Below are 23783 nucleotides of genomic sequence, written 5' to 3'. Positions count from 1 at the left end.
TATGTCGATTACCGCTGAAAAGAAGCAGGAAGTCATTTCGAGCAACGCTCGCGCCGAGAACGACACCGGTTCGCCGGAAGTCCAGGTCGCGATCCTGACCAGCCGCATCCAGACCCTGACCGAGCACTTCAAGTCCCACCACAAGGACAACCACTCGCGTCGCGGCCTGCTGATGATGGTCAACAAGCGTCGTTCGCTTCTCGACTACCTGAAGAAGAAGGACGTGGGTCGCTACAACGACCTCATCCAGAAGCTCGGTCTTCGCAAGTAACCAAGCGAAGCGGCCCCAAGTGGGCCGCTTTTGCGTTTAGGCGCGCTGCAATTCGGCAGAACGCCTTTGGGGCACGACAATCGGCCCCACACCGGACCGGGACGGAATCCCCGGCAGCAAAAGCCCGCGCGCAATAGGGCCGCGGGTCGAAGGAAACGAAATGTTCGACGTCAAAACCGTATCGCTGGAATGGGGCGGAAAAACCCTCACTCTGGAAACCGGCCGCGTTGCCCGTCAGGCAAATGGCGCGGTTATTGCCACTTATGGCGACACTGTCGTCCTGTGTGCGGTCACGGCCGCCAAGTCGGTCAAGGAAGGGCAGGACTTCTTCCCCCTCACCGTCCACTATCAGGAAAAGTTCTCGGCTGCCGGCCGCATTCCCGGTGGCTTCTTCAAGCGTGAGCGTGGCGCGACCGAAAAGGAAACGCTGGTTTCCCGTCTGATCGACCGTCCGGTCCGTCCGCTGTTCCCTGAGGGTTTCTACAACGAAATCAACGTCATCGCTCAAGTCCTGAGCTATGACGGCGAAAGCGAGCCCGATATCGTGGCGATGATCGCGGCTTCGGCGGCGCTGACCATCTCGGGTGTTCCCTTCATGGGCCCGATCGGCGCTGCCCGCGTCGGCTTCAAGGACGGCGAATACCAGTTGAACCCGTCGATGAGCCAGGTTGCCGAAGGCCGCCTCGATCTCGTCGTCGCCGCGACCGACTCTGCCGTGATGATGGTGGAATCGGAAGCCAAGGAGCTGACCGAGGACGAAATGCTCGGCGCCGTGATGTTCGCCCATGACGAGATCCGCAAGGTCGTCGGCGCGATCATCCAGCTGGCCGAAAAGGCCGCCAAGGATCCCTGGGACATCGACCTGTCGGACAACACCGCCGACATCAAGAAGAAGCTCAAGGACATCGTCGGCAAGGACGTTGCAGCCGCCTACAAGCTGACCGACAAGTCGGCCCGCTCGAACGCGCTCAACGAAGCGCGCGCCAAGGCCAAGGCAGCGTTTGCGGATGAAACCCCGCAGACCCAGATGGTCGCGATCAAGACCATGAAGAAGGTCGAAGCGGACATCGTGCGCTCGGCCATCCTCGAGGACGGCACCCGCATCGACGGTCGTACCACCACGCAGGTCCGCCCGATCGAAGCCATGGTCGGCTTCCTGCCGCGCACGCATGGTTCGTCGCTGTTCACCCGTGGTGAAACGCAGGCAATCTGCACCACCACGCTGGGCACCAAGGACGCCGAGCAGATGATCGACGGCCTCGATGGCCTGTCGTATCAGCGCTTCATGCTGCACTACAACTTCCCGCCCTACTCGGTCGGCGAAGTGGGTCGCTTCGGCGCTCCGGGTCGTCGCGAGGTCGGCCACGGAAAGCTCGCATGGCGCGCGCTGCACCCCGTGCTGCCTTCGAAGGAAGACTTCCCTTACACCATCCGTGTCCTGTCCGACATCACCGAGTCCAACGGCTCGTCGTCGATGGCCACGGTGTGCGGCGGCTGCCTTTCGATGATGGACGCGGGCGTGCCGATCGAACGTCCGGTTTCGGGCATCGCGATGGGCCTGATCCTTGAAGGCGACAAGTTCGCCGTCCTTTCGGACATCCTGGGCGACGAGGATCACCTCGGCGACATGGACTTCAAGGTTGCCGGCACCGCCAACGGCATCACCACGATGCAGATGGACATCAAGATCGCGGGCATCACGCGCGAGATCATGGCTCAGGCCCTGACGCAGGCCAAGGAAGGCCGCGCGCACATCCTGGGTGAGATGACCAAGGCCCTGGGCGAAGCGCGTACCGAGCTTTCGGCGCACGCACCGCGCATCGAGACGATCACGATCGACAAGTCGAAGATCCGTGACGTCATCGGCACCGGCGGCAAGGTCATCCGCGAAATCGTTGCCACCACCGGCGCGAAGGTCGATATCGACGATGAAGGCATCATCAAGATCTCGTCGTCCGACACAGCCCAGATCGAGGCTGCCAAACAGTGGATTCTCGGCATCGTCGAGGAAGCTGAGGTCGGCAAGATCTACGACGGCAAGGTCGTCAACATTGTCGATTTCGGTGCTTTCGTGAACTTCATGGGCGGAAAGGACGGTCTCGTCCACGTTTCCGAAATGAAGAACGAGCGCGTCGAGAAGCCGACCGATGTCGTCAAGGAAGGCCAGGCCGTGAAGGTCAAGGTCCTCGAGATCGATCCGCGCGGCAAGGTTCGCCTGTCGATGCGCGTTGTCGATCAGGAAACCGGTGCCGAACTCGAAGACACCCGCCCGCCCCGCGAACCGCGTGAACCGCGCGGCGACCGTGGTGATCGTGGCGATCGTCGTGGCCCTCGCGGCAACGACCGTGGCCCGCGTCGTGAAGGTGGCGATCGTGGTCCCAGAGGCGATCGGGGCCGTGAAGGCGGCGACCGTCCGCGTCGCGACCGCGACGATGGTCCGGCTCCCGATCACATGCCGGCTTTCCTCAAGTCCGACGACTGAGGGAAAGCCCGCAAGGGTTGAACAAGGGAGGCCCCGCCGAAAGGTGGGGCCTTTCTCGTTGCGTTTTCCGCAAATAGAGCCCATGCGGGAGCATCGGTGAAGTGACCATTGTAGGCATCACCGGCTGAGAGACCCCGCGCGCTCCCGCTTACTAGCCGGGAGCCTCTCATGGATCTCAATCTTCTCTATTCAGAGCACCAGCACGCCCTGATGCGCGCGACGTCCTGCACCAGCAGAACATGTCGATCGCGCCATCTTGCGTCGGCCGGCTCAGTCGCCCGCCGCATACACAAGTGGCAGCTGACCGAAGGCGCCAGCGCAGCTGCCGGCTGGACGCATGCCATTTACGACACCGATTTTGCCGAAAGGATCAGCGCATGAGCCGCGCCATGAACATCAATCTGCCCGAAGCCAAGGTCCAGACCGCCTGCGACAAGGCCAAGATCTCGGTCAGCGCGATCGAGACGTTGCCATCGGGCGGCACGCGCCTTGTCTGCACGCGTGAGGAAGGTGCAGAGGAAATGCGCGTGGTGTTCCGCACGCACATCATCGAAGGCAACGTGAAGCGTTACGCGTTCCAGCGCAGCCAGAACTCGCAATACGGCTGACGCTGTCAGGCCGGCGAGGGCGCCGGGGCGATATTAGATGCTCGCGCATGATGATTCAGTCTGGTGGTTATGAAACCCGCCAGCGGGTTTTCCACGCGCAGGTGCATGAGGATTCCCAGCGCGATTGCCAGCGAAAACCCAACCGGCAGAATGGCCAGTGCTGGTGCCGGGCGTCCTACCAGGGGGACCGCGAGCAGCATAAGCGCATGGAGATGAAAGAGGTAGATTGCATACGAGGCGTCGCCCAACAAGACGACTGAGCGGACAGGCCGCAACCAATGGTCCATTCCTCGCGCGCCGGCCACGATTGCCACTGCAGGGATCGAGGCAATTAGAAGATGGCTTTCGCTCGCCAATCCCGAGGTGGCCATCATCAAGAAGCCGGCGGGGCAGAGCCACCAAGGCGCCTTGAGGCCACTCCAGGCGAGCAACATTCCGGCACCGAATTCGAGAACGAGCGGGGTCAGGTAAAAGTTTGACCAAGGATTGCCCGAGAAAGCCGGCGCCAGCAGGCCAGCAAGAATAAGGCCGCATGCCGTCCCCACGACAGCGGTGCGTCGAGGAAGCGCCATGGCCAGCGCGAACAGCAGATAGAATGCCATCTCGATGCAGAGTGTCCAGCCAACTTCGAGCGTGGGCGAGACCAGCCGATCTGCGCCCTCAACCTGCGTTGGCATGAGGAGCAGGGATGGCAACAGCTGAGCGCCATCGCCGCGATCTGAAATGCCCGAAGCAAACAAAAGCAGTGTCGCGACCCAGTAAATCGGCGCGATGCGCAGAAGCCTGCGACGGAAGAACATGGCTCCATCTCCTGGAGCCTTCTGGGTTGACGTGACGATTACAAAGCCGGAGATCACGAAAAATATCGAAACGCCGTGCTTCATCCAGTAAACCGGATTTTGCTCGTACCCGCTGACAAGCCCGTAACTGAACGTGTGCATGCAAACGACCATCAGCGCGGCAATCACGCGCAGATAGTGGATGGAAAGGACTTTTTCGGTTGCAGCCATTGCTGAACGTTTTGGGACGATTTCCCTAATATCCGGTCAAGAGCACCCCGTCAGGCGGCATCCTGCAGCGGCGGTGGCATGTGGCCCGCCACTATGATCTGGTTGCGCCCGGCCTGCTTGGCCGCATAGAGCGCCTCGTCTGCCGCACGCAAGGCGTCGCTGCGCGAGTCATAGGCAAAGACATCGGCGATCCCGCCCGAGAACGTCACCCGGCCGAACGGCATGTCGGTCGCGCGGTTGACCAGGCGGCGCTCTGCGATTTCCTCGCGCGCCGCCTCCAGGCGCTCCCAAGCCTCCTTCGGGGTCAGCGCACGGAACAGGACGGCGAATTCCTCGCCTCCGTGGCGTGCAACGTGGCATCGCGAATTGGATATGCGATTCAGGGTTTCGGCGACAACCTTCAGCACCCGGTCGCCCGCAGCGTGTCCGTGCGTGTCGTTGATGCGCTTGAAATGGTCGATGTCGCAGAATGCGACACAGAGCGGTTCGGCGGCAGAGACCGCGCAGGCATGTTCCTTCTCGAACAGCATCTCGAACGCGCGGCGATTGGGCAGGCCGGTAAGGTGGTCCTCGTCGGCCACCCGGCGAGCCTCGTCGAGGTTCTGCTGGAGTTTGAGTGCGCGCTGCTCGGACTCGTTGAGCTCGTGTTCGATTTCGCGGGTCCTGCTCATCATCGCACGGGCGAGGCCCGCCAGCTCGGTGATGACAACGCCGGCCTTGCTGACCTGCTCGAGGTCGTCGACATGCTGCTGCAGGGCTGCGCCATATTCGCTCGTCGCCGTGCGCGCGCTGCTGGTTGTCCGGGAAAAGTCGTTGAGGCTGTCTTCCAGACGCGACATCAGCGCGGCGAGCATCTCGGCCGTGCCATCGCCTTCCTGCTCGCGATAGATTTGCTCAAGCCAGCGCAGAGTGACTGGCTGGCCCGACTCGGTCCGCTCTAGGATCAGTTGCGCAATGCGCGGATTGGCGCCGGTCACGCAATCGTAGGCGATCTCCAGCGTCCAAGGCATGACCTCGAGATCGTGATCGATCAGAAAATCCGCGACCTTGCCCAGCAGACGTCGTTTTGCCGGAAGCCAGATCTCGCGGGCGGTGGGATCGCGGAAATTGGCGATTTCAGGGGCTGGGTCATCGTCGACGATTTCCTCGCCGGTAAGACCAAGCCATTTCAGCAGTCGGGAACGCGAGCCGCGTGCGGGATCATCGTGGGTCATGCCGAAAAGGACGGCCGGCGTGACGCGGTATTAACCACGCACACGCCCGCATTTGGTCCGTTACGGTTATTCCTGGGGCTCGCCCGGGGCGCTTAGCGCACGCGCGGGCCGCCGAAGGGCATGGGCGGGGGCGGGCGACGATGGCCGCGCGGCAGCTGCGCCTGGTAGGCACGGCCGCAATGATCCACGCAATAAGGGAAGCCGGGGTTCACCTTGACACCGCAGAAGTGGAAATCCGGCTCGCCCGGATGGCCCATCGGCCAGCGGCAAATGCGATCGTTGAGATCCAGCAGGCTGGTCTTGTCGGCAATCTCGGGGCTGGGACGTGCAGGCACCAGACGACGCGGCGGAGCAGGCGGGATCGGCGCCTGCTGGTCACCGGGGCCCTGGCGCAGAAAGCCGCCGGGGCCGACCGAGACAATGCGCGGGGCAGGCGGAGCCGGTGGTGCGTCGGCGGCTGGCGCGGCTGCAGCAGCCGGTGCGCGCGGTTCGGGCGCGGGTGCCGCGGCCCGAGGAGCGGGTGCGGCGACAGGCGCAGGCCGCGGAGCAGCCATCTTCTGTTCTGGCGCGGGAGGCGCTGCGGGCTTTGCGGCCTTGGGCGCAGGGGCGGCAGCAGGTGCATCTGCCTTTTCGTTGGCCTTTACCGGCGAAGGGCGCGCCTTGAGGCCCAGGCGATGCGCCTTGCCGATCACGGCATTGCGGCTGACGCCACCCAGTTCCTCGGCGATCTGGCTGGCGGTCGAGCCGCCTTCCCACATCTTCGTCAACTTCTCGATGCGCTCTTCGGTCCAGCTCATGCCTTCAAACGTCCTTCATGCGGCGGGCAGGCCCAACCGTTAATTCCTGTCCGGGCAAGCCCGGTCGGCAATATCTTGCCATCGGTCAGTCCGCGCGATACCGCGACAGGCATGGCCGATCAACCGTTGCCCCGAGATGGGGCCATCACCCGCAACGCCGGAACCTTCACCCCACCCGGACAGCCGGTTTTCCGCAGCTTCAACAGATTGGGGCTGTGGACCCTCTATATGAAGGAAGTGAAGCGTTTCTTCAAGGTGCAGACCCAGACCGTCTGGGCTCCTGCGGTCACGACGCTGCTCTATCTGACGATTTTCACGCTCGCGCTGGGTGGGGGCGCCAATGGCACCCGCATGATCCTTGGCGTGAACTTCGCCAGCTTCGTTGCACCCGGTCTGATCGCGATGGGCATGATGAACAATGCCTTTGCCAATTCCAGCTTCAGTCTGCTGGGCGGAAAGGTTCAGGGCACGATCGTCGATTACCTGACGCCCCCGATCAGCACGGGCGAACTGATGGCCGCGCTGGTCGGCGCGGCGGTCACGCGGGGCGTGTTCGTCGGCTTTGCGGTTGCGGCAGCGATGCTGTTCTGGCCGGGTCTCAGCCTTCACGTGGCGCATCCGTGGGCGGTCGTCTGGTTCGGACTGATGGGGTCGATCCTGCTTGCCCTGATTGGCGTGCTGACCTCGATCTGGGCCGAGAAGTTCGATCACAACGCGGCCGTCACCAATTTCGTCATCACCCCGCTGTCGATGCTCTCGGGCACTTTCTATGTGATCGACAATCTCTCGCCGACCTTCCAGGCCGTCAGCCGGATGAATCCAATCTTCTACGTGATATCGGGCTTCCGCTTCGGCTTCCTTGGCCAGAGCGACATCGGCGACAGCAATATGGCGGTCTTGCACGGGGCCATCGGCCTTGGCGTCCTCAATCTCGTCATCGCCGCAACGCTCTACGCGATCCTGCGGTCGGGATGGAAACTGAAGAGCTGACTGGAAGGGGCCGGGAAGTCGCTGCGCCCCTCCTGCCGTCAGTGCGACAGGCGGCGGCGCAAATGATAGCGGCCATTGCGGAAGCCTTCGAACATCTCATCCAGCGAAGGATGGTCGACCGGGCCCGATTCCGCATCGCCCAGCAGGTTCTGCTGGCTCACGTAGGCAACGTAGCTGCTCTCGTCGTTCTCGGCGAGAAGGTGATAGAAAGGCTGATCCCGGATCGGGCGCATGTCCTCGGGGATCGACTCATACCATTCATCGCTGTTGGCGAAGACCGGATCGATATCGAAGATCACGCCCCGAAAGGCGAAAGTGCGATGGCGCACCACGTCGCCAATCGAAAAGCGTGCCGATGAGACGGGAGGGGCCGAAATATCGCGCCCTGCCTGGGGCGAAAAGAAACTCGCACGATCCATACAAGGCAATATAGGCGCAGGCCGTGACGCAAACAAGCGAGGCCGTGGAAAAGGTGGCAGCTTTTCACTTGGCAAGCGCGAAACCATGCGCTAACGGCGCGCTTCCTCGACCGGGAAGGCCCTCATCGGCCCCCCAAAGACACTTCGCGGAGAGGTGGCAGAGTGGTCGAATGCGCTGCACTCGAAATGCAGTGTACGGGCAACCGTACCGTGGGTTCGAATCCCACCCTCTCCGCCAAGTGCCTCTCAAGAATTACGTGCATTCCCAGAAGCCGTAATGCTGCCCTGCACCTGTCCAATGCTTTGAAACGTTTGCACAGCTCTCACGGTTCATGGCTGGCGCCGATCGGCATGGCCGCCTTACGGTGGCAAGCCGCTTCGCTGTCAGGAGGCAGGTTCTGCCACGCTTCGACCGTACTGATCTTGTCATTTCGTCAACCGCATCTCTGCGCCGACAAGGCTTCTGATCTGATATGGCGACGCGCGATCGATGTGCGGTGACGGTATTCCACACCATGCGAACCAGTCCGACAGGCTCTTGATCGATGTGGCGCTGCGCGAAAATCGCGCGAGTTTTGCTGCGACGTGGGACCAGTTGATAGCTGCACGCGCCAGTCTATCGTTCTACATGAGAGCGGTCGATGCCGCGCGTGGCGCCAACGAAGGGGACAGGATCCAGGAACGTGCAGAAGCTCGCACAACGCTCGAAGTGCTGGATCTGGTTCGCGACCTTTTACTTTCGCAGACCAGCTACAACGCGGCACTTGCCAACGAACATCTCGCCCGTGAAAGCCTGCTGGCGGCGATGGGACGGCTGGAGGCACCGGAGTTGGTGCCCGGCATTGCAGCTTACGACCCCGCCATCCACGCCGCCCGGGTGAACGAGGACAGCGATGTGCCGCTGATCACGCCGTTGCTCCGAACGCTTGATGGCCTGCCTTTCGGCGATGTGGAGATTGATCGCCCCATCCGGGATCCGGGCTCGCTCACACTAGCACTGCCAGTAGAGCCGATCCCTCAACGCACCTTGCGGATCGGCACGATCGCCATGGCCCCGCACAGTACGATAAGTGCCGCGGTCATGAACAGCAGTGGGTAGTTGGCACCCGCAATCCCGCCGATCGCCATGGCCAGCAGGACCGGTGCCACCGTGGGGGCAAGCGATTGCGGCAATGAACTGGCGATCTGCAGGACCGCCATGTCGCGTGCGGCCGATCCCCGGTCTGGCAGGACTTCCACGCACAGTGCGATATCGACTGCGTAATACAAGCCCTGGCCGATGCTGGTCATGGCTGCTCCGAGCAGGAAGCCATTGAAATCGGTCGCCGTGCTGATTGTGAACAGGCCAATTGCCATGACCACGGCCGCGCCGCCGACGAAGGGCTTGCGCCTACCGACCTTGTCGGAAAGCCATCCGCCGCAAGCCGAAATGGCAAACGACAAGGCGCCCATCATTGACGTGGACAGGACCATGAATGCGGCGACCTCTCCCGGCGGCACGTGCAAGTGGTCCGTCAGGTAATAGACCTGATATCCCATCGAGAATGCTGCACCAAACATGACCAGAAATCGGCTGATGAAGGCGAGGAAGAAGTCCCGGTGCCGCAGCGAAGCCAGCCCGATGGATTCGACAATCCCGCGCAGCGACAGTCTCGGCATGGATTCGGGTTGTGCGGGCGTATCGGGCACGAGCCAGACGAACAGCGCCACTGCAAACGGGCTGGCGATCCATGGAACGAGAAACATTGCCAGCGACGAGCCCGTGGTGAACTGGGTCAGGAATACGCCGGTCACCATTGCGGCGGTCGTCGATGATCCGATCAGGGCGGAAACAATGCCATGCTGGGCCTTTGGCACGATATCGCTGATTACCGCGTTGAACGAAGCCTGTGCGGCGTTTGAGCCAATCTGGCAGATCAGCCAGCCGGCTCCGAACACGATCGGAGTTTCGGCAAGGCCCATTACCGACAGTCCGACCAGCAACGAGGTCGCCCCGGCAATGATCCAGGGCTTGCGCTTGCCGATCCGCGCAGTCGTCCGGTCGGACAACGCACCCCAGATCGGTGCGGAGATCATCGCTGCGGCCGCGCCGATGCCAAGGATCAGTCCCAGCCAACCGGCCTTGGCGTCTTCACCGACGATATCGCGGACCCTGATGGCGTTGGTGATGATGACCGGAGTCAGGAGTGCGAGCCAGGCCGCATACTGGGCGAACCAGTAAGCCAGCAGCACTTGCCAACCCAGCTTTGCGCGGGCGCCTTCTACGCTCTCTGCCATGTCCCTGTCCCGTCCTCTCCACTCGACCCTGTCAGGGCGTTCTTGTTATCGTGCCCGCCAGCGCCAGATCATCGGCGAGGTGCCGCAACCCGCTTTCGGGCTTTCCGCTTGACGAGCCAGAGAGCAGCGCGCGCAAGGCTGTGCGGATGCCACCTTCGTGCAGAGGCGGCAGAATGGTCAGTCCGGCAGCATTGGCGAGTCCGACGGTGATCGGACGGGCTTCGGTGCCGCCCTCCCACGCAAGACGCGCCGTCGCTTCGCCGGAATGCGCCACGATCTCGATGCGCGAAGGGCCCGGTGCCAGCGCGCCCGAGAGGCGCAGGCGCACCTCAGCGCCAGCCAGGTTTGCGCGACCATCGGCCAGGATGGCACGCGATGATAGGGCCGGGGCAGAGAAGGTGACTTCGCCGACCTGCAATGCCCGCAACAGGCGCATCTGGGCAAGGACGAGTTGTTCGATGCTTTCTGGATGGCTGCCGGTCACCACGAATTCGGCAAACCGCTGATCCAGCAGGGCCCGAAAACCTTCGAGCGCCGGGCTGTCGGGGATGTCCTCGAAGACGAAGCACTCGGCGTTGGCGCCATCGATTGCGGTCATCGCACGGTCAAGGGCGGTCGCATCGACCGGGCCGGGCTCGACCAGCGCAATCCGGCGTGCGCCAGCGGCGATGGTTGCGCAGATGTGTTCCGGCCAATCGCCCTGTCCATCAACGAGGACGAGATCTCCACTCGCGGGATCGTCGCATCGCGAGAGGGACCGGGGCAGGGACGCCACCAGCCCCTGCATCCAGCCGGGCCGGGTGCTGGCAAGCGCGATCTTCGTGGGGCCGGGCTGTGCGATCATGCGCGATCTCCGTGTGACATCACCTGAACCGCCTGTTCGGCGATGGCGTGGGCAAAGCGGAAATCAGCCGATACTTCGCGCGGATCGGGCCGGTCGCGCTCTCCGCGCAGCATCGCGGCAAGTGCATGCCATTGGCCGACATAGCCGTTGCCGCAAGCGCGGACGTGTACTTCGTCGCCGCCATCGCCCTGCCAGGTCATCGTTCCCGAACCCGCCATGACAAAGGACGGCGTGAAAGAAACGTCCAGGCGCCCTTGAGGTCCGAGTGCTGCAAGTGCCCAGTCCGTCTGCCAATGGCCGTGCAGCACAGCCGAGAGATCGACGAGCGTCTCCCCGACCGAGAGGCTGACCGCGTAACCCATCGGGTTGCGCAGCCGCGCGGTGTGCACTTTCGGAGCCTGCCCTTCAGGGGCCAGCTTGCGGACCAGCGGGAGGTCGTGAATCGCCAGCTCGAGGATGCACAGCTGCATGAGCTGCTCCGGCGTCATCGGCGGCGGTGGATTTGCCGGGGGCTGCACGGCGGCAAGTGGTTCGGTCGCCCATTCCTCGAAGCGCGCGTTGGGCGGCAACACGATCGAGGACCGCACAAGTGAAGGCGCAAAGGCATGGCGTTCGATCTGCTCTCGCGCGGCCAGCCATGCGGGGTCGTGGACATGCATGGTGCCTACGAGCAGGGCGGTTCCGGTTTCTGCTGCCACTTGCGCAATCGCATCGGCCTCCTCTGCCGTGGAGCAGAGGGGCTTCTCGACCAGTACGGCCTTCTTGCCTGCGCGCATCGCGGCGATGGCCTGTTCGGCATGGAAGCGGGCAGGGCTGGCGATCACGACAACGGCGATGGCGGGATCACCCAGCAGATCGTCGAGTTGCGCAATCGGATCGAGGCCAAGCCATTGTGCGGCCTCGGCGGCGCGACCGGAATCGGGGTCCCACACTGCGCGCAGGGCAAAGTCCTGCGGCAAGCTTGCAAGCACGCGGGCGTGAATCGCCTGAAACGCCAGGCCAGCACCGATAATGCCGACACCGAACGGCGATCGTTCCGAATTCATGCTGAAACCTTCTTCCGAACAAGGCAGAACGGGAGGCGCAGACGATCATGGGGCAAGGCAGGTGCCGTCCTGCACGCTGCGAGCGCTTTCATCATCCCGAATCTCCCCTCCGAATTTTTTAATCACATAAAAAATTCGGAGGGGTTTGGCAAAGCATTTCAGCAATGGCAGCGGTTTTGACCACTGCGGCCTTACACGTTCGCGACGACTACGGCCCGTGTGTTGAGATAGGCCTCAAGTGCCTCGTGGCCTCCTTCAGAGCCGTAGCCGGAATCCTTGATCCCCCCGAACGGCAGCTCGGCAGAGCCGGCAGCGGGGGTATTGATCCACATCATGCCCACTTCGACGCGCCGCCCCAGCTTGTCGGCATTGGCCAGCGAAGACGTGAATGCGTAACCTGCAAGACCGAACGACAGACGGTTTGCCTCGGTAATCGCTTCATCGAGGTCATCGAAAGCACGGATGCCGGCGACGGGGCCGAACGGCTCGTCGTTGAACAGGCGCGCGTCGGCGGGTACGTCGGTCATTACCGTGGGCGACCAGAAGTTGCCTGCGCCTTCGATACGCGAGCCGCCCGTCAACAGACGCGCCCCCCGCGCAAGCGCATCGTCGCAAAGCTCCTGCATGGCGGTGATCCGGCGCGTGTTGGCGAGCGGACCCATCTGCGTATCGGCCAGCGTACCGTCACCGACTTTCAGGTTCTGCGCCAGCTCCGTAAGCGCAGCCTCGAACCGGGCCTTCACGCTCGAGTGAACGAGGAAGCGCGTGGGCGATACGCAGACCTGCCCGGCATTGCGAAACTTTGCCGGCCCGATCGTGCGCGCGGCCAGCTCGACATCGGCATCCGCGCAGACGATCACCGGGGCCTGTCCGCCCAGCTCCATCGAAACCCGCTTCATGTGCTGTCCCGCAAGGCCTGCCAGAAGCTTGCCGACCGGGGTCGATCCCGTGAAAGTGATCTTGCGGATGATCGGGCTTGCGATGAGGTATTCGGAAATCTCCGATGGCGTGCCGAAGACCATGTTCAGCACACCTTCGGGAAGCCCGGCATCCTGGAACACGCGCATGAACGCGGCGGGACTTGCAGGCGTTTCCTCGGGCGGCTTGACGATGATCGAACATCCGGCGGCAAGGCCGGCCCCGATCTTGCGCACGATCTGGTTGATCGGGAAGTTCCAGGGCGTGAACGCTGCGACCGGACCGACCGGGTCCTTCACCACCATCTGCCTGACCGCCAGGTTCGACCGGTGAGGCACGATACGACCGTAGACCCGGAAGCCTTCCTCGGCGAACCATTCGAGAATGTCGGCGGCCGCCATTGTCTCGCCGCGGGCTTCGACCAGAGGTTTACCCTGTTCGAGCGTCAGCAGCATCGCGATGTCGTCGGCGCGCTCGCGCAGCAGGCCTGCGGCCTTGCGCATGATCACGCTGCGCTGGGCTGGCGTGAAGTCGCGCCACACCGCAAAGCCCTTGTCAGCCGATGCCAGGGCTGCGTCGAGGTCTGAGCGGTTAGCATGCGCCACCCGTCCGATTTGCTCTCCCGTTGCCGGATTTTCGACCGGCAGGGTCCGGCCATCCGCAGCATCGCGCCATTGGCCGTGGATGAACAACTGGGTGTCAGGGTACTGCATTGCACTTAACTCCGCGAAAGGACGCCCGAACCGCGACGGGCAGGCATGATGAGCCACATTTGTCAGAGTAGAATGCAGCCGTCCACTGGCTCGCGACGAACCCCAGCAACTCCGCCGTTTCGCGCAAGGGTGGGGTTTTCCGCATTGTGAAATGACTTGCGCATTGTTGACTCTGCCAGCAACCAACATACCTTCGGACACCAATGAATGGGTTTCAGATCCGCAAAGCCGTGCTCGCATGACGATGAAATCTGATACAAATTCAAAATTATAAATCACGGATGGAGGATGCAATGGCCGCAGAAGCTGGCTCGGGATCGCTGATCGAACTCGATGCCGTTGTCGTCGGCGCAGGCTTTGGCGGGCTCTACGCACTCAAGAAACTGCGCGACGATCTGGGCCTGAACGTCCTCGCGTTCGACAAGGCCGGCGGGGTCGGCGGGACGTGGTACTGGAACCGCTATCCCGGCGCCTTGTCCGACTCCGAATCCCATGTCTATTGCTATTCGTGGGACAAGGAACTCTACCGGCAGTGGCCCTTCAAATCGACCTATGTCCAGCAGCCAGACGTGCTCGAATATCTCGAAGCCGTGGCCGAGCGGCATGATCTGAAGAAGGACATCCGGTTCGGGACCGGCATTGTCTCGGCGGTTTTCGATGATGCGAACAAGCGCTGGACGATCACCACCGATTGCGGCGATGCCTACTCGGCGAAGTACTACATTCCCGCCCTCGGTCTCCTTGCCGCAACGAACATTCCCGATATTCCCGGCATCGAGACGTTCGCCGGCGAGATGCATCACACCTCGCGCTGGCCGGCGGATGCCACTGTCGAAGGCAAGCGCGTCGGCGTGATTGGTACCGGCTCCACCGGGGTGCAGTTCATCACCGCAGTAGCACCACGCGCAGCGCATCTCACGGTGTTCCAGCGATCGCCGCAGTATTCGGTACCTATCGGCAATGTGCCGATCACGCCGGAGCGCCTTGCCGAAATTCGTGACAACTTCGATCAGACCTGGGATCAGGTTCGCGGTTCGGGTCTCGCGTTCGGCTTTGACGCCAGCGAGACGCCGGTGTTCAGCGTCAGCGAGGAGGAGCGCAAGGCGATTTTCGACAAGGCCTGGGCCAAGGGCGGCGGCTTCCGCTTCATGTTCGAGACTTTCAGCGACATTGCCACGGACGAAGCGGCCAATCGCGCGGCGCAAGACTACATCCGCGCAAAGATAGACGAAATCGTGAACGATCCCGAAACGGCGCGCAAGCTCAAGCCGCGGGACCTCTACGCCAAGCGCCCCCTCTGCGACAGCGGCTATTACGCGGTCTACAATCGCGAAAACGTCACACTGGTCCACATCGGCAAGGACGAAACCCCGATCACCCGCATCACGCCCCGCGGTATCCTCACCTCGGACGGCGTGGAACATGAGCTCGACATGCTTGTCTTTGCAACCGGGTTCGACGCGGTGGACGGCAATTACAAGCGGCTGGAACTGCGCGGACGCGATGGCATGCTCATACAGGATCACTGGGAAGCGGGGCCGACCAGCTACATGGCGATCGCCACCGCCAACTTTCCCAACATGTTCATGGTGCTCGGACCGAACGGACCGTTCACCAACCTGCCGCCCTCAATCGAAACCGAAGTTGACTGGATTGCCGAGACGATCGCCTACATGGAGGCCAACGGCATCGCGACGATCGAGCCGGAGCCAGCGGCCGAGGCGGACTGGGTGAAACTGTGCGACGAAATCTCTCAGCACACCCTGTTTCCCAAGGCGGAATCCTGGATCTTCGGGTCCAACATCCCCGGCAAGAAGAACGCGATCTATTTCTATATGGGCGGGCTTGCCTCTTATCGCCAATTGCTCCGCGAGGTCGTCGATGGAGGCTATCGCGGGTTCGCACTCGAACGCGCCGGCGCGGCTCGGCCCGCCTGAATTCCGGCGGCAAGAACCACCCGGACCAGTGCCGCCGCCTGACAAGCAGATCAAAGAACCGTTGGGAAAGGATTTCGAACATGAGCAGGGTTACAGGAAAGGTCGCATTCATTACCGGCGCCGCGCAGGGCATTGGCGAGGCGATCGCCGTGCGGCTGGCGCAGGACGGCTTCGCCGTCGCCTGCGCCGACCTCAAGACCGAAGAGGCCCTCAAGGTCGCCCAGTCTATCGAGAGCGCAGGCGGCAAGGCCGTGGCGATCAAGGTTGACGTGGCGGACCGCGATTCAGTCTTTGCCGCCATCGACGAGACGATCGCCAAGCTCGGCGGACTAGATGTCGTGATCAACAACGCGGGCGTTGCGCCGATCACGCCGATCGAGGACGTAACCTACGAACTTTATCGCCGCACCTACGACATCAACGTCGGCGGCGTTCTCTGGGGCATCCAGGCAGCCGCACAGGCGTTCCGAAATCTGGGCCACGGCGGCAAGATCATCAGCGCTTGCTCCCAGGCCGGCCAGGTCGGCAATCCTGGCCTCATGGTCTATTCGGGCACGAAGTTCGCCGTGCGCGGAATGACGCAGACTGCCGCCCGCGATCTTGCGCAATATGGCATCACCGTGAACGCGTATTGCCCTGGCATCGTCAACACGCCGATGATGCAGAAGGTCGCAAAGGATGTCGGCGACAATGCCGGTGAATCCGTCGAATGGGGCATGCAGCAGTTCACTCGCAACATCACGTTGCAGCGCCTTTCGCAGCCAAGCGAGGTTGCAGCTTGCGTATCGTTCCTTGCCGGACCTGATTCCGACTACATGACCGGCCAGTCGGTCCTGATCGACGGCGGCATGGTCTTCAACTGAGGCGTCTTGCGGATCGCGCTGGTGCAAGTGGCACCGGCGCGATCCCCAGCCTGGTTACTGCTGGCCCGCCCGCCATTGCCACCGACAGCTATGGCAATCGCGCCGTCATTGATCTTGAAGAAATTGCGGCACGTTCCCGCCGCATAGCGCCAGGTCTTCACCGTCTCATTGCGCAACTTGAAGAGGGCACGCCCTGCGCAGATAACGTCCAGCGTTTCTCGTAAGCGGTGACCATGATCTCTGACATCGCCGCATGGCGGCTGCTTGCCGAACGTCGCCACTTGACCATCCATAGCTCACCGCAATCATAGTCGCGATTGCCATTGTGCCTTTCTCGGGCCTAACCCTGTTCTCAAGCGATCGGGAAAGAAAGGACATGACATTGCAGGTGACGACGCAGGTCGATGGCGCCATCGGTCACATCCGTTTCAACAAGCCGCCCTTCAATTACGCCTGTCCCGAACTCCTGCGCGCCATCGCCGATGCTATCGACACGCTCGACGCCGATCCGGAAGTCCGCTGTCTTCTGCTCTCGTCGGAAGGACGCAATTTCTGCGCCGGTGCCGATCTGGCGGGAGACGAGGCGATCGCTGCCGAAGGTGGCATGGACTCGATCGCGCGGCTCTACGAACAGGCCACGCGCATCTTCCGGCGACGCAAGCCCCTGGTCGCAGCAGTGCAGGGCGGTGCAATAGGTGCAGGGCTCGGCCTCGCGCTCACGGCAGATTTTCGCGTTGCAGCATCTTCGGCGCGGCTTTCGGCCAACTTTGTAAGGCTCGGTTTCCATCCCGGATTCGCGCTCACGCAAACCCTGCCGCGCCTTGTGGGTGCGCAGAACGCCGCCTGGCTGATGCTTTCCGCGGCCCGCACGAAGCCCGACGAAGCCTTGCGCATCGGCCTGGTGGACCGGATAGCTCCTGATGGTTCGTTGGACGACGCGGCGCTTGAAATGGCCCGTGAGATCGCTGCAAACGCTCCGCTTGCGCTGATAGCGGTGCGCCAGACGCTCGTTGCCGATCTTCTCGCAGGCCTTTCCCCGACTCTTGCGCACGAACACCACGAGCAATCGATTCTCAAGCAGACAGCCGACTACGCAGAAGGCGTCGCTTCGGTATTCGAACGGCGCGAGGCCCATTTTCTCGGGCGCTAGCGCCCTCGTTGCGAACCTTGTCTTATATCCCCGTTGCATCTTGGCGTGCTGCATTGCACAAGCGAGAGATGCGGATTGCTATCGTCGATGAAAGTGCGTCACGCGCGGCGGTGATCCAGGAAGGTCTCGCCGCGCTGGCCGACTGCGAAATCTTCGTGGTGACCGAGCGGCGCGGCCTTGTGGCGCGAATTGGCGAGATATCGCCCGACATTGTCCTGATGGATCTCGGCAACCCCTCACGCGACGTGCTTGAGGAATACTTCGCCGTCAGCCGCGTGCTCGACCGGCCCATTGCCATGTTCGTCGATGAAAGCGACGATGAAGCAATTGCGGCCTCGATCGATGCCGGCGTCTCGTCCTACGTGGTCGACGGCCTTGCGCCGCACCGCATCCGCCCGATACTCGATCTTGCCGTTCGCCGCTTCAACGCCTTTTCGCGTCTCCAGGCCGATCTCGCCGAGGCCAAGGGCAAGCTGGCCGAGCGTGAGACGATCGACAAGGCCAAGCGCATCCTCATGGAGAGCCGCGGTTTCAGCGAGCCGCAGGCCTATACCGAATTGCGCAAGACCGCGATGAATCAGGGCAAGCGCATCGTCGACATTGCCGATGCGGTCGTCACCGCGCACCAGTTGATGGGAGGGATCTGATGGTCGAGCACGGCGAACTGGCCGTCGGTTTCCTGCCGCTGGTCGATGCCTGTCTGCCGATCCTTGCGCGCGAACACGGCTTTGCCGAGGCCGAAGGCCTCGCGCTGCGGCTTGTGAAAGACATGAGCTGGGCAACGGTGCTTGACCGGCTGCTCTATGGTCACACCGACGCCGCGCACATGGTTGCCCCGCTCGCGATCGCCACCACACTGGGCCGTGGACGTCCGGCGGTGCCGCTGTCGGTGCCGTTCGTCCTCGGTCTCAATGGCAACGCGATCACGTTGCGCACCGATCTTGCGGATCGCGTGTGCCCTCCCGGCGCCTTGGGCGATCCCAGGTCCGTCGGCGCGGCGCTGGCCGAGGTCGCCGCCGAACGCAAGGCAGCGGGCCATCCTTTACGTTTCGGCGTGGTCCACCGCTACTCCAGCCACAACTACATGCTGCGCTACTGGCTCGCAGGTTGTGGCATTCGGCCCGACATTGACGTGGAGATCACAACGGTACCGCCGCCGTTCTGCGCCGACGCACTCGACGCTGGCGAGGTTGACGGGATTTGCGTGGGTGAGCCGTGGAACAGCGTCGCGGTGGAGCGCGGGGCGGGGCGGATCGTGTTGCTCACCGCACAGATATGGCGGCGCGGCGTGGAGAAGGTTCTCGCCTTGCGCGAACCGCTCATCGAGGAACGTCGTACGCAGGTCGAAGCCTTGGTACGGGCCTTGCGCAAGGCGGGCGAACACTTTGTTGATCCCGCCAATCTGCAAGCCAATGCGGCGATTCTTTCGCGATCCGAGTACCTGGATGGTGATGCCGACCTGATCCGACGAGCCATCTCCGATCGTTTGCTGCTCTCACGCGGTGGCGAGGTTCTGCATTATCCAGACTTCATGTTCCAGCATCGTGAGGCCGCCAATTTCCCGTGGGTCAGCCAGGCCGAATGGCTCTACAGCCAGATGGTTCGCTGGGAAGGCAACGGGTTCGACGCCGACGAAGCGGCCCGCGCTGCGCGCGTATTCCGACCCGACGTCTACCGCAGTGCACTATTGGGAACGGGCGATCCGCTTCCAGGCGCCAGCTCGAAGGTCGAAGGAAGCCTTGCTGGCCCTACCTCGGTGAGCATGCAGCAGGGTCTTATAACGCTGGAAAACAACACGTTTTTTGATGGAAGCGTGTTTGACCCAGCCCGTCTGGCCGAGTACGTGAAAGCACAGTCTTCGACATAAAATTCTGCTGCGGTGCAAAAAGCGCTTGCGGAACAGGGTGCGAATCACATAGCCTTGGGTCAGCCGATGAAGCGCCGCCCAAGGATGGACGGGACCACGCATCACCGGCGCAGCAGTTTCATTGCGTGGCAACGTCGCCGCCCGATCTGGCCTTCAACGGCCAAGTCGAGGCGGCTTTTTTGTGTTGTCCACGCCGGCCAAAGGGGTGGTTCGAATGGACGGATTTCGCAGGATCAATCGGCGCGGCATGGTGGCAGTCCTGCTCGCTAGTGTGGCGCTCGCAAGCTGCGGCAAGAGTGCCGATGCGCCGGAAAAGCCGGCAGCGTCCGCCAACGGCATCGAGAAGCCCGTCCTCAAGCTCGGCTTCATCAAGCTGACCGATATTGCTCCGCTCGTCGTCGCGCAGGAAAAGGGCTTCTTCCGCGAAGAGGGCCTGACCGTCACGCTCGAACCCCAGGCGAACTGGAAGGTCCTGCTCGATGGCGTGACTGGTGGCCAACTGGATGGCGCGCACATGCTGGCGGGCCAGGTTCTTGCCTCGGGCGCCGGGATCGGGTCCAAGGTTCCGTTGGTCACGCCGTTCTCGCTCGATCTCAACGGCAAGGGCGTGACAGTTTCCAATCAGGTCTGGGACATGATTGCGCCGACCCTGCCCAAGGGGCCGGACGGCAAGGTGCAGATGCCGATCTCGGCCGCAGCGCTCAAGCCGGTGGTTGCCAAGTTCAAGGCCGAGGGCAAGCCCTTCAAGATGGGCATGGTCTTCCCCGTCTCCACGCACAACTACGTGCTACGCTACTGGCTCGCCGCTGGCGGTCTGAACCCCGGGTTCTACCTTCCTGCCGATACTGCGGGCGTCACCGGAGCGGACGTCCAGCTCTCCGTAACCCCACCGCCGCAGATGCCCGCCACCATGGAAGCAGGCACGATCAACGGCTATTCGGTGGGCGAGCCGTGGAACCAGGCCTCGGTAGCAAAGAAGATCGGCGTGCCGATCATCGTCGATCCCGATATTGCCGGGACCACGGGCGACAAGGTCTTCGGCCTGACCGCCGAATTCGCCAAGAAGAACCCTAATACGGTCAAGGCGCTCACCCGCGCTCTGATCCGCGCATCGATGTGGCTCGATGCAGAAGGCGGCAAGAACCGTCCCGAAGCGGTCAAGCTGCTCGCCAATTCGAAGTACGTCGGCGCAGATGAAAAGGTGCTGATGGCGTCGATGACAGGGAAGTTCACCTTCGGCTCGGGCGACACGCGCGATACGCCCGAATTCAATCTCTTCTTCGACCAGCAGGCCAGCTACCCATTTTATTCGGACGGCATCTGGTTCCTCACGCAGATGCGCCGTTGGGGCCAGATCGCAGAGGACAAGAGCGACCAGTGGTACCTCGATACCGTGAAGTCGGTCTACCGCCCCGATCTCTATGATGCCGCCGCACAGTCGCTTGTCGCCGAAGGGAAGGCCACTGCCGAGCAGTTCCCCAAGACCGACGGCTTCCGCGTCTATACCCGCAAGGCAATTGATGGCGTGCCCTTCGATGCGCAAAAGCCCGCCGCCTATGCCGCAAGCTTCGCCATCGGCCTGAAGCCGGGGCAGAAGGTCACGCCGGCCGGCGTCAAGTAAGACAGGACCTCAGCATATGAACGCCGTACCGCTTCGCAAGGACGAATTCCTTGAACTCGTTGGCAAGGACAAGGAGGAGAGCGTGTCTCTCCTCCCGACCCCGGAGGAAACGCCCGTGACGACTGCTTCGAAGCTGCCTTTCGCGCTCAAGCTCCCGGCTGGGCGGGCGGTGTTCGATGCGGCCTGGCCGCCGCTGGCGGGGATCGGCGGCTTTCTTGCGCTTTGGGCCTTGCTGGCTCCCTTGGTTCAGACTTCGTTGGGCGCGCTTCCGGGACCGGGCGATGTCTGGACGGCCTTCCTCGGTCTGCTTGATGAAGCCGCCGCCTCGCGTGTTGCAGCCTCGGAAGCGGTAGCTTCGGGCTACGCCTATACCGGCCCGCCCACTTTCATCGACCAGATCTTCACCAGCCTTGAAACGGTGGCCGCAGGCTTCGTCCTTGCCACGCTGTTCGCGGTCCCGCTCGGTCTGGTCGCTGGCATGTCGAAGCGCGTCAACGCCGCGATCAACCCGCTGGTGCAGGTGATGCGCCCGGTCAGCCCGCTTGCCTGGCTGCCGATCGTGACGATGGTCGTCTCGGCCTCAGTCACCAGCGACGATCCCACGCTCGCCAAGAGCTTCATCATCTCGGCGGTCGTCGTCATGCTCTGCTCGCTCTGGCCGACGCTGATCAACACCGCCATCGGCACTGCCAGTATCGACAAGGACCTGATCGCGGTGGGTCGCGTGCTGCGCCTCAGCTGGTTTGCGCGCCTGACGCGGCTCGTCCTGCCATCGTCGCTGCCTTACATCTTCACCGGCATGCGCCTCTCGCTCGGCACTGGCTGGATGGTGTTGATCGCGGCGGAAATGCTCGCGCAGAACCCCGGCCTCGGCAAGTTCGTGTGGGACGAATTCCAGAATGGCTCGGAAAAGTCGCTGGCGCGCATCATGGTCGCGGTCGTCGTGATCGGCCTGATCGGATTTGCGCTCGACCGTGTGATGATGGCGCTTCAGGCCTTCGTCAGCCGCAACCGCACCGTCTGAGAAAGGCAATAGCGCCATGGCCACGATCCTTTCGCTCAAGGGTGTACGCAAAAGCTACACCGGCAAGTCCGGCGGTGTTTCCGAAGTGCTCGGCGGCATCGATCTCGATGTCGAGGAGGGCGAATTCATCGCAATCCTGGGGTTTTCCGGTGCCGGAAAGACTACGCTGATTTCGGCCATTGCCGGTCTGGTTGAACCCGATGCCGGTGAAATGCTCCTGCGGGGAAAGCCGATCACCGGCCCTGACAAGGATCGTGGCCTGGTCTTCCAGTCGTACTCGCTGTTTCCCTGGCTGACCGTCGAACAGAATGTCGCGCTCGCTGTGGACTCGGTTCACAAGGACCGCAGCAAGGAGGCTCGCGCCGCGCTTGTTCGGCAGAAGGTGCAGCTTGTCGGCCTGGGCCATGCGATGGACCGCAAGCCAGCACAGCTTTCCGGGGGCATGCGCCAGCGCGTCTCGGTTGCCCGCGCGCTTGCCATGGAGCCGGAAATCCTCCTGCTGGACGAGCCGCTCTCGGCGCTCGACGCGCTCACCCGCGCCAAGCTGCAGGACGAGATCGAGCGCATCCGCGAGGAAGAGAAACGCACGATCATCCTCGTGACCAACGATGTGGATGAAGCCTTGCTGCTGGCCGACCGCGTTGCCGTGCTCACGCCAGCACCCGCCGCGCGCATCGGTCGCATCTTCCCTGTCACCCTGCCGCGCCCACGCGATCGTGAAGCGGTGAACGACAGTGTCGACTTTCAGGCCCTGCGAACCGAGATCGTCACTTATCTCGGCAGCCTCGCAGGCGAGAAGGCGGCCAAAGGCAGCGACATGGGCACTTTGCCCAACGTCACCCCGCTCGATCTCGCGCCTCCGCCAAAGGCCTATCAGGATGCGGCGAGGAAGGGCGCGACGCGGCGCTACATGGAGTTCTGGAAGCTCAACAAGATTTATCCGACGCCAAAGGGGCCGCTGACCGTGGTCGAGGACTTCAACCTGCTGATGGACAAGGGCGAATTCGTCTCGCTGATCGGCCACTCGGGCTGCGGCAAGTCGACAGTGCTTACGATGGCCGCCGGGCTGAACGAGATCAGCAAGGGCGGCATCATTCTCGACAATCGCGAGATCGACGTCGCCGGGCCGGACAAGGCCGTGGTGTTCCAGGCACCAAGCCTGATGCCCTGGCTCACCGCGCGCCAGAACGTCGCCCTGGGTGTGGAGCGGGTATATCCCCACGCCACGCGGGCCGAGCGGCGCGAGATCGTCGACTATTATCTCGAGCGTGTCGGACTTGCCGATGCCAAGGACAAGATGGCTGCCGAGATGTCGAACGGCATGCGCCAGCGAGTCGGCATTGCCCGCGCCTTTGCACTGTCACCGCGCCTGCTGTTGCTCGATGAGCCGTTCGGAATGCTCGACAGCCTTACTCGCTGGGACCTGCAGGACGTGCTGGTCGAAGTGTGGAACCGCACCAAGGTGACCGCGATCATGGTGACGCATGACGTGGATGAGGCGATCCTGCTGGCCGACCGCGTGGTGATGATGACCAACGGGCCGAACGCCACCATCGGCAAGGTGCTCAAGGTCGACCTGCCGCGCCCGCGCGATCGCAAGGCGCTGCTCAAGCACCCGGATTTCTATGCGTACCGTCAGGAAGTCCTGCGCTTCCTGGCCGAATACGATCACGGACCGCACGAGAAGGCGGCCTGACCAAGATTGAGGATGCCTGATTGGCGATTGGGGTCA

General features: G+C 62.7%; 23 protein-coding genes and 1 tRNA gene. 15 read left to right on the top strand and 9 right to left on the bottom strand.

Annotation, left to right across the window (positions count from 1 at the left end):
* Nucleotide 1 precedes the first annotated feature (1 nt).
* The 4 genes from rpsO (at nucleotide 2) to AC2A04_RS03455 (ending at nucleotide 3361) form a co-directional block, all read left to right on the top strand.
* Nucleotides 2–271, top strand: coding sequence for a 30S ribosomal protein S15 (gene rpsO / locus AC2A04_RS03470; protein ID WP_484210921.1), 270 nt, complete (start codon nucleotides 2–4; stop codon nucleotides 269–271).
* A 160-nt stretch (nucleotides 272–431) separates the two neighbouring features.
* Nucleotides 432–2753 carry a polyribonucleotide nucleotidyltransferase gene (pnp, locus tag AC2A04_RS03465; protein WP_484210920.1) on the top strand — a complete coding sequence of 774 codons (2322 nt, stop codon included), beginning with the start codon at nucleotides 432–434 and terminating at the stop codon, nucleotides 2751–2753.
* Between the two features lie 168 nt (nucleotides 2754–2921).
* A complete protein-coding gene (locus tag AC2A04_RS03460; protein ID WP_484210919.1) occupies nucleotides 2922–3134 on the top strand; it encodes a hypothetical protein in 213 nt (70 codons plus the stop codon).
* A complete protein-coding gene (locus tag AC2A04_RS03455; protein WP_484210918.1) occupies nucleotides 3131–3361 on the top strand; it encodes a hypothetical protein in 231 nt (76 codons plus the stop codon). The genes AC2A04_RS03460 and AC2A04_RS03455 overlap by 4 nt, the downstream gene beginning before the upstream one ends.
* 5 nt (nucleotides 3362–3366) lie before the next feature.
* Here AC2A04_RS03455 and AC2A04_RS03450 read toward each other — a convergent pair whose 3' ends face one another.
* From AC2A04_RS03450 to AC2A04_RS03440, 3 genes are all read right to left on the bottom strand, one after another.
* A complete protein-coding gene (locus tag AC2A04_RS03450) occupies nucleotides 3367–4371 on the bottom strand; it encodes an acyltransferase family protein (protein WP_484210917.1) in 1005 nt (334 codons plus the stop codon).
* 50 nt (nucleotides 4372–4421) lie between these two features.
* Nucleotides 4422–5585 (bottom strand): GGDEF domain-containing protein, encoded by a 1164-nt coding sequence (locus AC2A04_RS03445; RefSeq protein WP_484210916.1) that lies wholly within the window; start codon nucleotides 5583–5585, stop codon nucleotides 4422–4424.
* A 92-nt stretch (nucleotides 5586–5677) separates the two neighbouring features.
* Nucleotides 5678–6382, bottom strand: coding sequence for a GcrA family cell cycle regulator (locus tag AC2A04_RS03440; RefSeq protein WP_484210915.1), 705 nt, complete (start codon nucleotides 6380–6382; stop codon nucleotides 5678–5680).
* A gap of 111 nt (nucleotides 6383–6493) precedes the next feature.
* Here AC2A04_RS03440 and AC2A04_RS03435 point away from each other — a divergent pair, with 111 nt between their 5' ends.
* Nucleotides 6494–7372, top strand: a complete 879-nt coding sequence (locus tag AC2A04_RS03435; RefSeq protein WP_484210914.1) for an ABC transporter permease — start codon at nucleotides 6494–6496, stop codon at nucleotides 7370–7372.
* Between the two features lie 38 nt (nucleotides 7373–7410).
* Here AC2A04_RS03435 and hspQ read toward each other — a convergent pair whose 3' ends face one another.
* Complete coding sequence (gene hspQ, locus AC2A04_RS03430) at nucleotides 7411–7791, bottom strand: heat shock protein HspQ (protein WP_484210913.1); 381 nt, start codon at nucleotides 7789–7791, stop codon at nucleotides 7411–7413.
* Between the two features lie 148 nt (nucleotides 7792–7939).
* Between hspQ and AC2A04_RS03425 the strand changes: the two genes are divergently transcribed.
* A tRNA-Ser gene (locus tag AC2A04_RS03425) sits at nucleotides 7940–8029 on the top strand.
* A 252-nt stretch (nucleotides 8030–8281) separates the two neighbouring features.
* Nucleotides 8282–8890, top strand: coding sequence for a hypothetical protein (locus AC2A04_RS03420; RefSeq protein ID WP_484210912.1), 609 nt, complete (start codon nucleotides 8282–8284; stop codon nucleotides 8888–8890).
* On the opposite strand, the gene AC2A04_RS03415 is transcribed toward AC2A04_RS03420, so the two are convergent.
* From AC2A04_RS03415 to AC2A04_RS03400, 4 genes are all read right to left on the bottom strand, one after another.
* The gene (locus tag AC2A04_RS03415; protein ID WP_484210911.1) at nucleotides 8809–10068 is read right to left on the bottom strand and encodes an MFS transporter; all 1260 of its coding nucleotides are present in this window, start codon (nucleotides 10066–10068) and stop codon (nucleotides 8809–8811) included. The genes AC2A04_RS03420 and AC2A04_RS03415 overlap by 82 nt on opposite strands.
* Before the next feature lie 31 nt (nucleotides 10069–10099).
* Nucleotides 10100–10912: a hypothetical protein gene (locus AC2A04_RS03410; RefSeq protein WP_484210910.1), complete on the bottom strand. Its 813-nt coding sequence runs from the start codon at nucleotides 10910–10912 to the stop codon at nucleotides 10100–10102.
* The gene (locus tag AC2A04_RS03405) at nucleotides 10909–11958 is read right to left on the bottom strand and encodes a Gfo/Idh/MocA family protein (protein WP_484210909.1); all 1050 of its coding nucleotides are present in this window, start codon (nucleotides 11956–11958) and stop codon (nucleotides 10909–10911) included. Before AC2A04_RS03405 ends, AC2A04_RS03410 begins: the two co-directional genes overlap by 4 nt.
* 191 nt (nucleotides 11959–12149) lie before the next feature.
* On the bottom strand, nucleotides 12150–13589 hold the full coding sequence (locus tag AC2A04_RS03400) for an NAD-dependent succinate-semialdehyde dehydrogenase (RefSeq protein WP_484210908.1): 1440 nt from the start codon (nucleotides 13587–13589) through the stop codon (nucleotides 12150–12152).
* Between the two features lie 293 nt (nucleotides 13590–13882).
* On the opposite strand from AC2A04_RS03400, the gene AC2A04_RS03395 reads away from it, so the two are divergent.
* Nucleotides 13883–15526, top strand: coding sequence for a flavin-containing monooxygenase (locus AC2A04_RS03395; protein ID WP_484210907.1), 1644 nt, complete (start codon nucleotides 13883–13885; stop codon nucleotides 15524–15526).
* A gap of 80 nt (nucleotides 15527–15606) precedes the next feature.
* Nucleotides 15607–16389 carry a (S)-acetoin forming diacetyl reductase gene (locus AC2A04_RS03390; RefSeq protein WP_484210906.1) on the top strand — a complete coding sequence of 261 codons (783 nt, stop codon included), beginning with the start codon at nucleotides 15607–15609 and terminating at the stop codon, nucleotides 16387–16389.
* Here the strand turns inward: AC2A04_RS03390 and AC2A04_RS03385 are convergent.
* A complete protein-coding gene (locus tag AC2A04_RS03385) occupies nucleotides 16338–16670 on the bottom strand; it encodes a hypothetical protein (protein WP_484210905.1) in 333 nt (110 codons plus the stop codon). The genes AC2A04_RS03390 and AC2A04_RS03385 overlap by 52 nt on opposite strands.
* A gap of 95 nt (nucleotides 16671–16765) precedes the next feature.
* Here AC2A04_RS03385 and AC2A04_RS03380 point away from each other — a divergent pair, with 95 nt between their 5' ends.
* The 6 genes from AC2A04_RS03380 to AC2A04_RS03355 all read left to right on the top strand — a co-directional run bounded on the left by AC2A04_RS03380 (nucleotide 16766) and on the right by AC2A04_RS03355 (nucleotide 23747).
* Nucleotides 16766–17539 (top strand): enoyl-CoA hydratase/isomerase family protein, encoded by a 774-nt coding sequence (locus AC2A04_RS03380; RefSeq protein WP_484210904.1) that lies wholly within the window; start codon nucleotides 16766–16768, stop codon nucleotides 17537–17539.
* Between the two features lie 68 nt (nucleotides 17540–17607).
* Entirely contained in the window at nucleotides 17608–18186 is a 579-nt protein-coding gene (locus tag AC2A04_RS03375) for an ANTAR domain-containing response regulator (RefSeq protein WP_484210903.1), read from the top strand.
* On the top strand, nucleotides 18186–19406 hold the full coding sequence (locus tag AC2A04_RS03370) for a CmpA/NrtA family ABC transporter substrate-binding protein (RefSeq protein WP_484210902.1): 1221 nt from the start codon (nucleotides 18186–18188) through the stop codon (nucleotides 19404–19406). Before AC2A04_RS03375 ends, AC2A04_RS03370 begins: the two co-directional genes overlap by 1 nt.
* Nucleotides 19407–19620: 214 nt before the next feature.
* Nucleotides 19621–21027 (top strand): CmpA/NrtA family ABC transporter substrate-binding protein, encoded by a 1407-nt coding sequence (locus AC2A04_RS03365; protein WP_484210901.1) that lies wholly within the window; start codon nucleotides 19621–19623, stop codon nucleotides 21025–21027.
* A gap of 16 nt (nucleotides 21028–21043) precedes the next feature.
* The gene (locus AC2A04_RS03360; RefSeq protein ID WP_484210900.1) at nucleotides 21044–22051 is read left to right on the top strand and encodes an ABC transporter permease; all 1008 of its coding nucleotides are present in this window, start codon (nucleotides 21044–21046) and stop codon (nucleotides 22049–22051) included.
* 16 nt (nucleotides 22052–22067) lie between these two features.
* Nucleotides 22068–23747, top strand: a complete 1680-nt coding sequence (locus AC2A04_RS03355) for an ABC transporter ATP-binding protein (protein WP_484210899.1) — start codon at nucleotides 22068–22070, stop codon at nucleotides 23745–23747.
* Nucleotides 23748–23783: the final 36 nt, after the last annotated feature.

This window comes from Novosphingobium sp. HNCC26DJ243, assembly GCF_057180545.1.
This window is presented reverse-complemented; position numbering and strand designations above follow the sequence as displayed.

Bases quoted from the DNA above. Each gene is read 5' to 3' on its own strand.
- rpsO (WP_484210921.1), top strand. From the start codon at position 2: ATGTCGATTACCGCTGAAAAGAAGCAGGAAGTCATTTCGAGCAACGCT.
- pnp (WP_484210920.1), top strand. From the start codon at position 432: ATGTTCGACGTCAAAACCGTATCGCTGGAATGGGGCGGAAAAACCCTC.
- AC2A04_RS03460 (WP_484210919.1), top strand. From the start codon at position 2,922: ATGGATCTCAATCTTCTCTATTCAGAGCACCAGCACGCCCTGATGCGC.
- AC2A04_RS03455 (WP_484210918.1), top strand. From the start codon at position 3,131: ATGAGCCGCGCCATGAACATCAATCTGCCCGAAGCCAAGGTCCAGACC.
- AC2A04_RS03450 (WP_484210917.1), bottom strand. From the start codon at position 4,371: ATGGCTGCAACCGAAAAAGTCCTTTCCATCCACTATCTGCGCGTGATT.
- AC2A04_RS03445 (WP_484210916.1), bottom strand. From the start codon at position 5,585: ATGACCCACGATGATCCCGCACGCGGCTCGCGTTCCCGACTGCTGAAA.
- AC2A04_RS03440 (WP_484210915.1), bottom strand. From the start codon at position 6,382: ATGAGCTGGACCGAAGAGCGCATCGAGAAGTTGACGAAGATGTGGGAA.
- AC2A04_RS03435 (WP_484210914.1), top strand. From the start codon at position 6,494: ATGGCCGATCAACCGTTGCCCCGAGATGGGGCCATCACCCGCAACGCC.
- hspQ (WP_484210913.1), bottom strand. From the start codon at position 7,791: ATGGATCGTGCGAGTTTCTTTTCGCCCCAGGCAGGGCGCGATATTTCG.
- AC2A04_RS03420 (WP_484210912.1), top strand. From the start codon at position 8,282: ATGTGCGGTGACGGTATTCCACACCATGCGAACCAGTCCGACAGGCTC.
- AC2A04_RS03415 (WP_484210911.1), bottom strand. From the start codon at position 10,068: ATGGCAGAGAGCGTAGAAGGCGCCCGCGCAAAGCTGGGTTGGCAAGTG.
- AC2A04_RS03410 (WP_484210910.1), bottom strand. From the start codon at position 10,912: ATGATCGCACAGCCCGGCCCCACGAAGATCGCGCTTGCCAGCACCCGG.
- AC2A04_RS03405 (WP_484210909.1), bottom strand. From the start codon at position 11,958: ATGAATTCGGAACGATCGCCGTTCGGTGTCGGCATTATCGGTGCTGGC.
- AC2A04_RS03400 (WP_484210908.1), bottom strand. From the start codon at position 13,589: ATGCAGTACCCTGACACCCAGTTGTTCATCCACGGCCAATGGCGCGAT.
- AC2A04_RS03395 (WP_484210907.1), top strand. From the start codon at position 13,883: ATGGCCGCAGAAGCTGGCTCGGGATCGCTGATCGAACTCGATGCCGTT.
- AC2A04_RS03390 (WP_484210906.1), top strand. From the start codon at position 15,607: ATGAGCAGGGTTACAGGAAAGGTCGCATTCATTACCGGCGCCGCGCAG.
- AC2A04_RS03380 (WP_484210904.1), top strand. From the start codon at position 16,766: ATGACATTGCAGGTGACGACGCAGGTCGATGGCGCCATCGGTCACATC.
- AC2A04_RS03375 (WP_484210903.1), top strand. From the start codon at position 17,608: ATGCGGATTGCTATCGTCGATGAAAGTGCGTCACGCGCGGCGGTGATC.
- AC2A04_RS03370 (WP_484210902.1), top strand. From the start codon at position 18,186: ATGGTCGAGCACGGCGAACTGGCCGTCGGTTTCCTGCCGCTGGTCGAT.
- AC2A04_RS03365 (WP_484210901.1), top strand. From the start codon at position 19,621: ATGGACGGATTTCGCAGGATCAATCGGCGCGGCATGGTGGCAGTCCTG.
- AC2A04_RS03360 (WP_484210900.1), top strand. From the start codon at position 21,044: ATGAACGCCGTACCGCTTCGCAAGGACGAATTCCTTGAACTCGTTGGC.
- AC2A04_RS03355 (WP_484210899.1), top strand. From the start codon at position 22,068: ATGGCCACGATCCTTTCGCTCAAGGGTGTACGCAAAAGCTACACCGGC.